The organism is Pseudomonas sp. SST3 (assembly GCF_003325755.1).
Window position 1 is genome coordinate 11763 of sequence record NZ_QORI02000012.1, and the last position, 14063, is coordinate 25825.

General features: G+C 59.7%; 11 protein-coding genes and 1 pseudogene. All 12 read left to right on the forward strand.

Annotated features, from left to right (window positions below):
- The first annotated feature begins 90 nt into the window (after positions 1–90).
- The 12 genes and pseudogenes from leuB to DQ405_RS13855 all read left to right on the forward strand — a co-directional run bounded on the left by leuB (position 91) and on the right by DQ405_RS13855 (position 13994).
- On the forward strand, positions 91–1173 hold the full coding sequence (leuB, locus tag DQ405_RS13805) for a 3-isopropylmalate dehydrogenase (RefSeq protein ID WP_168424753.1): 1083 nt from the start codon (positions 91–93) through the stop codon (positions 1171–1173).
- 176 nt (positions 1174–1349) lie between these two features.
- Positions 1350–2462 carry an aspartate-semialdehyde dehydrogenase gene (gene asd, locus DQ405_RS13810; protein WP_168424754.1) on the forward strand — a complete coding sequence of 371 codons (1113 nt, stop codon included), beginning with the start codon at positions 1350–1352 and terminating at the stop codon, positions 2460–2462.
- A 415-nt stretch (positions 2463–2877) separates the two neighbouring features.
- A pseudogene (locus DQ405_RS28570) lies at positions 2878–2969 on the forward strand (aspartate-semialdehyde dehydrogenase); the annotation flags it as partial.
- Between the two features lie 148 nt (positions 2970–3117).
- The gene (locus DQ405_RS13815) at positions 3118–5844 is read left to right on the forward strand and encodes a FimV family protein (RefSeq protein WP_168424755.1); all 2727 of its coding nucleotides are present in this window, start codon (positions 3118–3120) and stop codon (positions 5842–5844) included.
- A 2-nt stretch (positions 5845–5846) separates the two neighbouring features.
- Positions 5847–6710: a tRNA pseudouridine(38-40) synthase TruA gene (gene truA / locus DQ405_RS13820; RefSeq protein ID WP_168424756.1), complete on the forward strand. Its 864-nt coding sequence runs from the start codon at positions 5847–5849 to the stop codon at positions 6708–6710.
- 135 nt (positions 6711–6845) lie between these two features.
- On the forward strand, positions 6846–7469 hold the full coding sequence (locus DQ405_RS13825) for a phosphoribosylanthranilate isomerase (protein WP_168424757.1): 624 nt from the start codon (positions 6846–6848) through the stop codon (positions 7467–7469).
- 224 nt (positions 7470–7693) lie between these two features.
- Positions 7694–8587 (forward strand): acetyl-CoA carboxylase, carboxyltransferase subunit beta, encoded by an 894-nt coding sequence (gene accD / locus DQ405_RS13830; RefSeq protein ID WP_168424758.1) that lies wholly within the window; start codon positions 7694–7696, stop codon positions 8585–8587.
- Positions 8584–9888: a bifunctional tetrahydrofolate synthase/dihydrofolate synthase gene (folC, locus tag DQ405_RS13835; RefSeq protein ID WP_168424759.1), complete on the forward strand. Its 1305-nt coding sequence runs from the start codon at positions 8584–8586 to the stop codon at positions 9886–9888. Before accD ends, folC begins: the two co-directional genes overlap by 4 nt.
- A complete protein-coding gene (locus DQ405_RS13840; RefSeq protein ID WP_446730881.1) occupies positions 9872–10498 on the forward strand; it encodes an SPOR domain-containing protein in 627 nt (208 codons plus the stop codon). Before folC ends, DQ405_RS13840 begins: the two co-directional genes overlap by 17 nt.
- A 131-nt stretch (positions 10499–10629) precedes the next feature.
- A complete protein-coding gene (locus DQ405_RS13845; RefSeq protein ID WP_168424761.1) occupies positions 10630–11142 on the forward strand; it encodes a CvpA family protein in 513 nt (170 codons plus the stop codon).
- An 87-nt stretch (positions 11143–11229) separates the two neighbouring features.
- Positions 11230–12735: an amidophosphoribosyltransferase gene (gene purF, locus DQ405_RS13850; RefSeq protein WP_168424762.1), complete on the forward strand. Its 1506-nt coding sequence runs from the start codon at positions 11230–11232 to the stop codon at positions 12733–12735.
- A 47-nt stretch (positions 12736–12782) separates the two neighbouring features.
- On the forward strand, positions 12783–13994 hold the full coding sequence (locus DQ405_RS13855; RefSeq protein WP_168424763.1) for an O-succinylhomoserine sulfhydrylase: 1212 nt from the start codon (positions 12783–12785) through the stop codon (positions 13992–13994).
- The last annotated feature ends 69 nt before the right edge of the window (positions 13995–14063 follow it).

Sequence of the window (14063 nt, forward strand, 5' to 3'; positions counted from 1 at the left end):
CCACCGGCATGGCTCGGAGCTACTGGTGGGTTGAAGCCCATCCTACGAAACGCCCCGGCCGCGATGTGATTCCCCTATAAGGAATAAGAGATGTCCAAACAGATTCTAATTCTCCCCGGTGACGGTATCGGCCCGGAGATCATGGCCGAAGCGGTCAAGGTACTGCAGCTGGCCAATGACAAGTTCCAGCTGGACTTCGAACTAAGCTACGACGAGCTGGGCGGGGCGGCGATCGATAAGTACGGCGTGCCGCTGGCCGATGAAACGCTGGAGCGCGCCCGCGCCGCGGATGCCATCCTGTTAGGCGCGGTCGGCGGGCCGAAGTGGGACACCATAGACCCGGCCATCCGCCCAGAGCGCGGTCTGCTGAAGATCCGTTCGCAGCTGGGGTTGTTCGGCAACCTGCGCCCGGCGCTGCTGTATCCGCAGCTGGCTGACGCCTCCAGCCTGAAGCCGGAAATCGTGTCGGGTCTGGATATCCTTATTGTTCGTGAGCTGACCGGCGGCATCTATTTCGGCCAGCCGCGCGAAAGCAAGGTGCTGGAGAACGGCGAGCGGATGGCGTACGACACGCTGCCATACAGTGAAAGCGAGATCCGCCGGATTGCCAAAGTCGGTTTCGATATGGCCCGCGTCCGTAACAGGAAGCTTTGTTCGGTGGACAAGGCCAACGTACTGGCGTCCAGCCAATTGTGGCGCGCAGTGGTGGAGGAGGTCGGCAAGGACTATCCGGATGTCGAACTCAGCCACATGTACGTCGACAATGCGGCGATGCAGCTGGTGCGCGCACCGAAACAGTTCGACGTGATTGTTACCGACAACATGTTTGGCGACATCCTGTCGGATGAGGCTTCCATGTTGACCGGTTCCATCGGCATGCTGCCGTCCGCGTCCCTCGATTCCAACAGCAAGGGTATGTACGAGCCTTGCCATGGGTCGGCTCCGGACATCGCGGGCAAGGGCATCGCCAATCCACTGGCGACGATCCTCTCGGTTTCGATGATGCTTCGCTACAGCTTCAACCAGATCGCTGCCGCCAATGCGATCGAGCAGGCGGTCAGCAACGTGCTCGACCAAGGGCTGCGCACCGGTGATATCTGGTCCGAAGGCTGCCAGAAGGCCAATACCCAGGCGATGGGCGACGCAGTAGTCGCGGCGCTCTCGAAGTTGTAATCTCTCTGGCCCCGGTGCACCGGCCGTTGATAGAGCTTGCGGGGCGACGGCTAGGCGGAAACGTCGAGTGAGGCGAGGCGTAGCTGGCTAAGCAGCATGCTCTCGCTCTCGAACCCGAAAGCGTATCTTGTTATCGACGGCCTGCCAGGCGGGCCACATATATAGGTGTAGTTGCGATGAAACGTGTAGGTCTGATCGGATGGCGCGGCATGGTTGGTTCCGTGCTCATGCAGCGGATGCTGGAAGAGCGGGATTTCGACCTGATCGAGCCGGTATTCTTTACCACTTCCAACGTCGGCGGTCAGGGCCCTTCCATCGGCAAGGACATTGCTCCGCTGAAGGATGCTTACAGCGTCGATGAACTGAAAGCCCTGGACGTGATTCTCACCTGCCAGGGTGGCGATTACACCAGTGAGGTCTTCCCCAAGCTGCGTGAAGCGGGCTGGAAAGGCTACTGGATCGATGCGGCATCAACGCTACGCATGGCCGACGATGCCGTCATCGTGCTCGACCCGGTCAATCGCAAGGTCATCGACCATCAGCTGGACGCGGGTATCCGCAACTATATCGGCGGTAACTGCACTGTCAGCCTGATGCTTATGGGCTTGGGCGGTCTATTCGAGAACGGCTTGGTCGATTGGATGAGCGCCATGACCTACCAGGCTGCCTCCGGTGCCGGCGCGCAGAATATGCGCGAGCTGATCAAGCAGATGGGTAGCATTAATGCGTCGGTTGCCGATGAGCTTGCAGACCCGGCCAGCGCTATTCTGGAAATCGATCGCAAGGTCGCTGAATGCCAGCGCTCCGAAACCTTCCCGGCCGATAATTTCGGTGTTCCGCTGGCTGGCAGCCTGATCCCTTACATCGACAAGGAGCTGCCGAACGGGCAGAGCCGTGAAGAGTGGAAAGCTCAGGCGGAGACCAACAAGATTCTCGGCCGATTCAAGAGCCCAATTCCGGTCGATGGGATCTGCGTGCGCGTCGGCGCGATGCGCTGCCATAGCCAGGCACTAACCATCAAGCTGAACAAGGATGTGCCCATTTCGGATATCGAAGGCATGATCAGTCAGCACAACCCCTGGGTGAAACTCGTCCCGAATCATCGTGACGTGAGCATGCAGGAGCTGAGTCCGACCTCGGTAACAGGTACCTTGAGTGTTCCGGTGGGCCGACTGCGCAAGCTGAACATGGGCTCGCATTACCTCGGTGCGTTCACGGTGGGCGACCAGTTGCTCTGGGGTGCTGCCGAACCGTTGCGTCGTATGCTGCGCATCCTTCTGGAACGATAAATCCGCAGGACACTTGGAAAGCGCCCCGGCAACGCCGCGGCGCTTTTTTTACGGCCGTCGGAAAGCTCTCGGCTGGCAAAGTCACGATGCGGCGAAAGGAGGCTCTTGTGTCGCGCGCCTCGTCGGGTTAAGCCTTAATTGCTCTTCCGGGCGAACGGTTTCGGCTACAGTGTCAGCCTTTCGGTTGCCGGCGATCCATCCAGCGTTCGATTGTTTATAGGCTCGCGTTTGTTGTGCTGCTATGGCGTCGTCCAGTTGCTCGCGAGTGGCGGGATTTCGTTCGCTGCCGACAGCGCGCTGGCTTGGCGGAAGGGTTTCGACTTGGGTGCTGGCTTCGTCCAGCGAGCCTTTTTGACAACAATCTTGCATCAGGCTGCTCGACGACCGCGCTACGCCTTGCCCGGAGCGGGGCGAACGTAATTTGTGGATTGTGTCTGATAACTGCGAAAAGGCGCGGTGGGCAATGCCGCGCGGTCGGGTGAGTTGTTGATAAAACACTATCTGTAAAAGATACTTACTGGAAATTCGAAGAACTATTCTAGCTGACAACGCTGTTTAGGCTTATCGCTGACGGGGGACCGCCATCTGGCGGGCGCAGGCAGTGACTATAAGACCCTCTCGAAGATCCGAGAAAAGTTAAACAAGGGATTACATAATGGTTCGGGTTCGCAATCTGGTGCTGGCAATCGCGGCTGCTACCGCGCTGACTTCCGAAATGGCTTACGCGCTGGGGCTGGGAGAGGTCACGCTGAAATCCGCATTGAATCAACCATTGGTGGCGGAAATCGAATTGCTGGACGCGAAGACACTGGCGCCCGGTGAAGTGGTCCCGGTCCTGGCATCCGCGGAAGACTTCAATCGGGCGGGGGTAGATCGCCAGTACTTTCTGACGGATCTCACCTTTACCCCTGTTTTGCGACCTGACGGAAAAAGCGTCATTCGGGTGTCATCGACCAAGCCGGTTCGAGAGCCCTATCTGAATTTCCTCATCGAGGTGCTCTGGCCCAGCGGGCGCCTCCTGCGCGAATACACGTTGCTGCTCGATCCGCCGCTTTATTCTCCGCAGATCGCGGCATCTGTTGCGCCTCAACTTCCAGTCTCAGCCCCAGTTTCTCGTCCTGCCTCGGCGCCTCGTCAGGCGGCCCGGCCGGCATCGGTGTCGCCTGGCGCCTCTGCACAACAAGGCGAGCAATACAAAGTCACACCCAATGACACGCTCTGGGAGATTGCCGAGCGAGCGCGTCAGGGCGGAACCGTGCATCAGGCCATGCTGGCGATCCAGGACCTGAATCCGGACGCGTTCATCGGCGGCAATATCAACCGCATGATGAACGGCCAAGTGCTTCGCTTGCCGAACGCCGAACAGATTGGCCGTCGATCCCAGGCGGAAGCGATTCAGCAGGTCGCACAGCAGAACGCTAGTTGGCGCAAAGCTACTGGCTCTGCGGCGACAGGTGTCCGTCAGCTCGACGCCACCCAGCGTGGTTCGGCCGGGGCGGCACCTTCCCGTAGCGAATCGGGTGACAGTCTCCGCTTGGTTGCGCCCGAAACTGGAGAGTCCACCACTGGTAGCGACACCGGGACGGTGAATGACGCGAACGCGTTGCGTGACAAGCTAGCGGTTACGGAGGAAAGCCTCGACTCCAGCCGTCGTGAGAACCTCGATCTCAAGGATCGTCTAAATGACCTGCAGGGCCAGTTGGACAAGCTGCAGCGCATCATGCAACTCAAAGATGACCAGCTTGCCAAGTTGCAAGCTCAGCTTGCGGCAGGGGCAGAAGCGAGTGCAGACACTGGCGCGCCGGTAAGTCCCTCGGGCGAAGGGGTTGGCTCAAGCACATCGGCGGCACCGGAGGTCACCGAAACCGCACCGGAAACAAACGTTGATACGGAAGCAACTGCGGCAGAAACCGCGGCTGCGCCGGAGGAAGCGGTAGAAGCCCCCAAGCCAGCCGCCCAAGCGCCCGCAGCTCCCCCAGCCGTAGCGCCAGCCGCTGCTGCGCAAGAACCGGAGAGCGATAGCTACGTCGACGAAGTCCTGGCCAATCCCGTACTGCTTGGTGTCCTGGGTGGCAGTGCGCTGCTGCTGTTGTTGGTCGGGTTGATGGCGTTGTCTCGCCGCAATGCCATAAAAGAGGCCGAACTACAGGAAAGTCTGTTGGCTGACAGTACGCCGGACACCTTCTACGTGGCGCAACAGGACCTTGATCCATCCGTTGATCAAGGCGTTGGGCTGGGTGCCGATGAGCATTCCCCCGAGCTGCCTGCCGGGACTGGCAACGATCCGCTTGCCGAGGCGGACATTTATATCGCGTACGGTCGTTTCAATCAGGCCGCTGACTTGCTGCAGAACGCGTTGAATGATGAGCCGCAGCGCAGTGACTTGCGTCTGAAACTCATGGAGGTTTACGCCGAGCTCGGTGATCGTGATGGGTTCGCTCGGCAGGAAGCTGAGCTACGTGAAATTGGTGGTTCCTCGGCTGCCATCGAGCAGACGAAGGCTAGATATCCCGCGATGGCCATCGCGGCAGGTGCTGGTGCTGCCGCGGCAGCTTCGACAGGCGATGATGATTTCGAGAGCTTTAACCTGGACGATTTGAAGCTTGACGAGCCTGCCCCTGCTGCGGTGCAAGATAGCAACGATTCCTTTGATCTGAGTCTGGACGATCTGGATCTGGATGAGGCGCTGGCTGACAATGCCCAATCGCCGGCTGGCGAGGCCGAATCGAATGAGTTCAACTTCGATGAGTTCAATCTCGACGCCGCAGCCCAGGAGCAGGCCAGCGATGACTTCTCTTTCGATCTGGATGAGTCATCCAAGGCGAATGAAGTCTCTCTTGAGGACGAACTGGCTGGCTTCTCGCTAGACCTGGACGATCAGCCGGCTAGCTCTACCCCGGATGACGAATTGCTTCTGAGTCTTGAAGACGGGCCGGCGAGGCCTGCCGCCATTGAGCCGGCCGATGATTTCGATTTCGATCTCTCCGAGCCCGTGCAGCCGGCTAGCATGCCGGATGAATTCGACCTGTCGTTGGAAGGCGAAACGAGTGAGGTAGAGGCCCCGGCAAGCCTCGCCTCGGAACTGGATGAAGTCGAAGCTGAACTTGACGATTTGGTGCGAGACCTGGAAGAGCCTGCCAGTCAGCCGGAAGCGGCGCCAGTGGCTGCTATCGATCCTGTAGATTCCTCCTCCGAGGCGCTGGATGATGACTTCGATTTCTTCTCGGATACTGATGAAACCACTACCAAGCTGGATCTCGCTCGCGCCTATATCGATATGGGCGATGCGGAAGGTGCTCGCGATATCCTCGATGAAGTGATGAGCGAGGGTAGCGATACTCAACAGCAAGAGGCGCGCGAGATGATCGCCAAACTAGCCTAACCATGACTGATGCAATACCTGAAGCGGCAGCCCCATCGGCTGCCGCTGACGTTTTTAGAATCGCCCTCGGGGTTGAATACAAGGGCTCTCGCTATCGTGGGTTCCAGCGGCAGCGCGATGGAGTGCCGTCTATTCAGCTCTCACTGGAACGCGCATTAAGCACTGTGGCCGGTGGCCATCCAGTCGTGCTGAGTTGTGCAGGTCGCACCGATGCGCTCGTGCACGCGTGCGCTCAGGTCGTGCACTTCGATACGCCGGTAGCTCGTTCGATGCATGCGTGGGTCATGGGAGCGAATATGAATCTACCCGGTGATATCAGCGTGACTTGGGCGAAGGAGATGCCGAAGACCTTCGATGCCCGCTTCAGCGCTATGGCGCGTCGTTATCGCTACGTTATCTACAACGACCAGATTCGTCCCGCGCACCTCGCCGAGGAGGTGACTTGGAATCATCGCCCGCTGGATATCGCCCGCATGCGCGAAGCGGCCAGGGCCTTCGTTGGTACGCACGATTTCAGTGCTTTCCGGGCGCGCCAGTGCCAGGCGAAATCGCCGATCAAAACCATCCATCACCTTGAGCTGCTCGAGCATGGGCGGCTTATTGTGATCGATGTTCGAGCAAATGCCTTTCTGCATCATATGGTGCGTAACTTTGCCGGGGTGCTGATGACCATCGGCGCGGGAGAGCGTCCGGTGGAGTGGGCGCAGGAGGTGCTGGAGTCACGCATAAGGAGAACTGGCGGAGTAACGGCGCATCCTTACGGGCTGTATCTCGTCCAGGTGGACTACCCGGACCAGTTCGCGCTACCTGAACGCTATCTCGGGCCGCACTTTCTATCTGGCCTGCCGGATGTGCGAAACCCCTAGGGCCGACCCCGTGCTCATGGCATGTCAATGGGAGTGCAGCTGGCTCATTCGGCTTGCCAGCTGACAGAACGATGCTAGTTGCAGCCTGTGGCGCTTTTGTTACCATCCGGGATCTTTCATCGCAGGTACCTGCCGTTGCCTATCGTTCGTAGCAAGATATGTGGGATCACCCGCGTTGAGGACGCACTCGTTGCGGCTGAAGCCGGAGCGGACGCGATCGGCTTGGTCTTTTATGCCAAAAGCCCGCGCGCGGTAAATGTGCAACAGGCGCGCGCCATTATCGCTGCGCTCCCGCCTTTCGTGACTACCGTTGGCTTGTTCGTCAACGCTTCGCGTTGTGAAATCAATGAAACGCTCGATGCCGTGCCGCTGGATGTGCTGCAGTTTCATGGCGATGAAACACCTGCCGATTGCGAAGGTTTTCATCGCCCTTGGTACAAGGCACTCAGAGTCAAGGCTGATGAGGATATTCAGGTGCAGGCCGCCCGCTATGCTGGGGCCAGCGCGATTCTTCTCGATGCGTTCGTCGCCGGCGTTCCCGGTGGGACGGGCGAGGTATTCGACTGGTCGTTGATACCGGCGGATCTGCCCAAGCCGTTGATTTTGGCAGGCGGGCTTAACGCGCAGAACATCCAGCAGGCTCTGGCGGAAGTGCGACCCTTCGCCGTCGATGTAAGCGGTGGAGTTGAGGTGAGCAAGGGCATCAAGAATGCCGCAGACATTCGTGAGTTCGTTCGGTTGGTAAGAGCGGCGATGTGACGAACCGAGGGCAGTTGCCGTCCAGTTACCATTCGCTGGATTGGCGGGGCCCGCCATTGATGTCGTTCAAGACGGGGCGGTAGGTCTAGTTTCAGCGATGGCGCCCTTTGGGCTATCGCATGCGCGACGCAGTGAGCTCCGACTGGAGACCGGTCGCAACAATGATTTTTGCCGGTGCGTGCAGGTGTTACGCGCGGGACTGACAAGCTGTGGAGAATAAAAGCATGAGCAACTGGCTGGTAGACAAGCTGATCCCTTCGATCATGCGCTCGGAAACGCAGAAAAGCTCAGTGCCCGAAGGCCTGTGGCACAAGTGTCCGTCATGCGAGGCGGTGCTGTATCGTCCGGAGCTGGAGAAAACGCTGGATGTCTGCCCGAAATGCCAGCACCACATGCGTATCGATGCGCGCGCGCGTCTGGATATCTTTCTCGACAAGGAAGGGCGCGAAGAAATTGGCGCCGACCTCGAGCCTGTCGACCGTCTGAAGTTTCGTGATAGTAAAAAGTACAAGGATCGCCTCTCCGCGGCACAAAAGCAGACCGGTGAAAAGGATGCGCTGATCGCGATGCGCGGGACCCTGATGCACATGCCCGTCGTGGCCTGTGCGTTCGAGTTCTCCTTCATGGGCGGCTCCATGGGCGCGATCGTCGGCGAGCGCTTCGTTCGTGCTGCCAATGCTGCGCTTGAGCAGCGCTGCCCGCTGGTCTGTTTCGCCGCTTCCGGCGGTGCCCGGATGCAGGAAGCTTTGATCTCTCTCATGCAGATGGCGAAAACGTCCGCTGTGCTGGCGAGGATGCGTGAAGAAGGGTTGCCCTTCATCTCTGTGCTAACCGACCCGGTATACGGCGGCGTGTCGGCCAGTCTGGCCATGCTTGGCGATGTCATCGTCGCGGAGCCCAAGGCACTGATCGGCTTTGCTGGGCCTCGGGTAATCGAGCAGACCGTGCGTGAGAAGCTTCCGGAAGGGTTCCAGCGCAGTGAGTTCCTGCTTGATCATGGTGCTATCGATCTGATAATTCCGCGCGCCGAGCTGCGCGCTCGTCTATCTCGTCTTCTGGCGCAGATGCAGCAGCTGCCGACCCCTGCGGAACCTGCTCGGGTGACGGCTGACGCATGATCCGGCGGAGCCTGCAGGATTGGCTTGATTACCTCGAGCAGCTGCATCCTACCGCGATCGATATGGGCCTTGATCGCTGCCGTATGGTGGCGACGAGGCTCGGGCTTACCCGTCCGGCTCCTCAGGTCGTAACCGTCACTGGAACCAACGGCAAGGGCTCAACCTGCGCTTTTATCGCGCAGATGCTGGCCGGGCAGGGCAAAACCGTGGGCGTTTACAGCTCACCGCATCTGCTGCGCTACAACGAACGCGTGCGTCTCAACGGGACCGATGCCAGCGACGATGCGCTGTGCGAGGCGTTCGATGCGGTTGAACGCGCCCGCGGCTCCATTTCCCTGACCTATTTCGAAATGGGTACGCTGGCCGCCTTCTGGCTCTTCGAGCGTGAGGCGCTGGACGCCGTGGTGCTGGAGGTCGGCCTCGGCGGGCGTCTCGATGCGGTAAACCTGGTCGATGCGGATGTGGCGGTGGTCACCAATATCGGTCTGGATCACGCCGAATGGCTTGGCACCACGCGCGAGAGCGTGGCGTTCGAAAAAGCCGGAATATTTCGTTCAGCAAAGCCTGCCGTATGCGGTGACCCCGCCCCGCCGGCTACCATGTTGGACTATGCAACGCAGTCGGCTGCCCCCTTGCTCGTGCGTGGGCGCGATTTCGATCTTGAGAAAGACGCCGGCTGTTGGCACTGGCACGGAAAGAACGGGGCCGGTGATCCGTTGGCGCTCAGTAATCTGCCGATGCTCGCGTTGCCGCTGGAAAACGCGGCGCTGGCGTTGCAGGCATTTGCACTACTCGAATCATTCTGGCAGCCGGATCGATTAATCGATGCGTTGCAGAATACTCGGGTTACGGGGCGGCTGGACCGCCGAGCGATCCGTTGGAGGGGCCATGATCTGTCGATACTGCTCGACGTCGGGCACAATCCGCACGCCGCCGCCTATCTGGCCCGGCAACTCCAGTTGCAGGCGAAGCCTGGACGCAGGCTCGCGGTGTTCGGTCTACTGGCAGACAAGGATCTGACTGGCGTGCTCGATGAAATGCTGCCGGTTGTGGACGCCTGGGCGGTTGCCCCACTGCAAACGCCTCGCTCGCGCACTGCGGGTGAGCTGAGTTCGGTATTGATGGAGAGGGGCGCGGAGGTCACTATCTATCCGGGGATAGCTCGGGCGCTTGAGCAGCAGTGCGATCAGGCTGTTGAGGGCGACGAGATAGTTCTGTTCGGATCTTTTTATTGCGTGGCTGAAGCGCTGGCCTGGCTTGATCTGCACGCAGCGAATGGAGGGCATGGTCTTGGTGGATAAGGGATTGATGCAGCGTATCGTCGGCGCGCTTGTGCTTGTTGCGCTGGCCGTAATATTCGTTCCGATGCTTTTCAACCGTGAAGATGCTAGCCCGCGGGTTGCTGTGGATGCACCGGCCATGCCCGAAACGCCGGCTGCGCCGGCGATCGAGCTGCAGCCTGTCGAAGTGCCCGAGCCTGAGGTTGAGCCTGTCCCCGAAGAGTTCGAGATCGTGGAGGAGGGACCGGTAGCCGAGCCTGATGCGGCCCCTGCACCCATCGATCCTGCTCCGGTCCTCGTCGAGCCAGAGTCCGGTGCTAAACCGGCTACTGCCCAGGCGCAGCCGGTCACTCCGGAAGCGACGGAAGAAAAACGACTGGACACGGCGAACCTACCAGTCAGCTGGTCGGTTCAGCTGGCAAGTCTGTCCAATCGCGAGAACGCCGAAAAGCTGCAGAAGACGCTGCGCTCTCAGGGCTATAACGCTTATATCCGCACTGCAGACGGGATGAATCGTGTCTTCGTTGGGCCGTTGGTGGAGCGGGCGGAAGCCAATCGCCTTCGTGATCAGTTGCAGCGACAGCAGAAACTGGACGGCTTCGTCGTGCGCTTTAAACCTGAGTCGGGCTGAGTCTTTCCTAGCCGTCCAGGCTGGTTTCAGTCTCATCGCGCCCACCTGCCAGCAAGAGCAAGTTCGCGATGCTTACGCCCTGGCAGGTGCTCTGCTAAAATGCCCCGCCTTTCTCATGTGCAGGAAACCCTGTGACATTCACCTGGGTCGATTGGGCGTTTATCGCCGTTGTGGTCATTTCCAGCCTGATCAGTCTGAAGCGCGGTTTCGTCAAAGAGGCGCTTTCCCTGCTTACCTGGATCATTGCGGGCGTCGTCGCCTGGATGTTCGGTGGCGCGCTGTCTCACCATCTTGCCGAGTTCATCAGTACGCCTTCGTTTCAAGTCATCGCGGCATGCGCAATTCTTTTCATCGTGACGTTGCTGGTCGGCGCGCTGGTCAACTTTCTCATCGGAGAGCTGGTTCGGGTAACCGGTCTGTCTGGCACGGATCGCTTTCTCGGAATGGTGTTTGGTGCGGCTCGAGGTGGGTTGCTGATCGTGGTGTTGGTTGGTCTGCTTAGCCTCGCTCCTGTCCAGCAGGACCCCTGGTGGCGTGAATCGACACTGCTGCCGCATTTTTTGTTGGTTGCCGATTGGTCAAAGAACCTGATCCTCGGGTTTGGAAGCCAATGGGTCGCCGGCTCGCTCGACGCTTCCAGCTGAGACGAGCTTTCTTACAACGGACGTGCCGAGGGCCTTCCAGCCTGTCCCATGTCCGGATCAGCCTGTAACAACTGAGAGGTTCCTTGCATGTGTGGCATTGTCGGCATCGTCGGTAAGTCGAACGTCAATCAGGCGTTGTATGACGCGCTTACCGTACTGCAACACCGTGGGCAGGATGCAGCCGGAATCGTGACCAGCGACGGCGGCAAGCTGTTCCTGCGCAAGGATAACGGGCTGGTCCGCGACGTTTTTCAGCAGCGTCACATGCAGCGTCTGGTCGGCAACATGGGGATTGGTCATGTGCGCTATCCCACCGCGGGCAGCTCCAGCTCGGCGGAGGCGCAGCCGTTCTATGTGAACTCCCCGTATGGCATCACCCTGGCGCATAACGGCAACCTGACCAACGTTGATCAACTGACCAAAGAGATCTACGAATCCGACCTGCGCCATGTGAACACCAATTCCGATTCGGAGGTGCTGCTCAACGTATTCGCGCACGAGCTGGCGGTGCGCGGCAAGCTGCAGCCCACCGAGGAAGATGTATTCGCGGCGGTGGCAAAGGTGCATGAGCGGTGTGTGGGTGGCTACGCGGTTGTCGCCATGGTGACCGGTTATGGCATTGTTGGCTTCCGCGATCCGCATGCAATTCGCCCGATCGTGTTCGGCCAGCGCCATACTGAACAGGGCGTCGAATATATGATTGCGTCCGAGAGCGTTGCCCTGGACGTGCTGGGCTTCTCGCTGATCCGCGATCTGGCGCCGGGCGAAGCGGTCTACATCACTTCGGACGGCAAGTTGCACACCCGCCAGTGCGCATCCAGCCCTCATTACGCGCCCTGCATCTTCGAGCATGTCTATCTGGCGCGTTCCGACTCCCTGATGGACGGCGTTTCGGTGTACAAGGCGCGTCTGCGGATGGGCGAGAAGCTGGCGGACAAGATTCTCCGTGAGCGCCCTGATCACGATATCGATGTCGTCATCCCGATCCCCGACACAAGCCGCACGGCAGCGCTGGAACTGGCCAACCGCTTAGGCGTGAAGTTCCGTGAAGGCTTCGTCAAGAACCGCTATATCGGTCGGACCTTCATCATGCCGGGTCAGGCGGCACGCAAGAAATCGGTTCGGCAGAAGCTCAACGCCATCGATCTCGAATTCCGCGGCAAGAACGTCATGCTGGTGGACGACTCTATCGTGCGCGGTACCACCTGTAAGCAGATCATTCAGATGGCCCGCGAGGCGGGTGCGAAGAATGTCTATTTCTGTTCCGCTGCGCCGGCAGTCCGTTACCCGAACGTCTATGGTATCGACATGCCCAGCGCGCATGAGCTCATTGCCCATGACCGCAGCACTGAAGAAGTCGCCGAGTTGATCGGCGCCGACTGGCTGGTCTATCAGGATCTTCCAGACCTTATCGATGCGGTCGGTGGCGGTAAGGTGAAGATCGAGAACTTCGATTGCGCGGTATTCGATGGCAAATATGTGACCGGCGATATCGATGATGCCTACCTGCATAAAATCGAGCAGGCACGTAACGATCTGAGTAAGAACCAGGGCGTTGCGAGCAACGCCATTATCGACCTGTACAACAACTGATCGACAACCCGGCGGCGTTGCCGCCCTGGCTCAGGATGCGAACGACTATGACAACCGACTGGGACGCTGGCCGGCTGGACAGTGATTTGTCCGGCGTAGGCATGGATACATTGGCTGTGCGTGCGGGCCAGCATCGCTCACCCGAGGCTGAGCACGGCGAACCGCTTTTCTTCACGTCTAGCTATGTGTTTCGTAGCGCCGCCGATGCCGCAGCACGTTTTGCCGGCGAAGTGCCGGGAAATGTCTACTCGCGCTATACCAACCCCACCGTGCGCGCATTCGAAGAACGTATCGCTGCCATGGAGGGCGCCGAGCAGGCCGTGGCGACTGCCTCTGGCATGGCCGCGATCCTGGCAACGGTGATGAGTCTGTGCTCGGCCGGTGATCATGTGTTGGTTTCGCGGAGCGTCTTCGGTGCAACAGTTTCGCTGTTCGAAAAATACCTGAAGCGCTTCGGTCTGGAAGTCGACTACGTTCCGCTCACCGAGGTCGGCGTTTGGGAGCCCGCATTCAAGCCCAACACCCGCCTGGTCTTTGTCGAATCTCCGTCCAATCCGCTCGCTGAGTTGGTTGACATCGAGGCCTTGGCATCGCTCTGTCACGCCAAAGGCGCCATGCTGGCGGTGGACAACTGCTTTTGTACGCCGGTGTTGCAACAGCCGCTGGCGCTCGGGGCCGATATTGTCATCCACTCGGCGACCAAATACATCGACGGTCAGGGTCGTTGCCTGGGTGGCGTGGTTGCCGGCCGAGCCGAGCAGATGAAGGAGGTCGTGGGTTTCCTGCGCACAGCGGGTCCTACGCTGAGTCCGTTCAACGCCTGGGTATTTCTCAAAGGGCTGGAAACGCTGCGGCTGCGCATACAAGCCCATTGCGCCAGTGCGCAGGCATTGGCCGAGTGGCTTGAGCAGCAACCGGGTGTGGAGAAGGTCTACTACGCCGGGCTGCCCAGCCACCCGCAACATGAGCTGGCCAAGCGGCAACAGAAAGGCTTCGGTGCGGTGCTGAGCTTCGAAGTGGCGGGGGGCAAGGAGGGGGCCTGGCGTTTCATCGATGCGACTCGATTGATTTCCATCACCGCCAATCTGGGTGACAGCAAGTCCACTATCACCCATCCGGGCTCGACCACTCATGGACGGCTCTCGCCGGAAGACCGTGCGAACGCGGGTATTCGTGACAGCCTGATCCGCGTGGCGGTGGGCCTGGAGGACGTAGCCGATCTGAAGGCTGATCTTGCTCGAGGGCTGGCGGCGCTCTGATGCTGGTTCGAGTGGCCCGCGAAGGGCCACCGTGAATTAGCGGCACCCAGCTATCCCACGGGGTGGTGC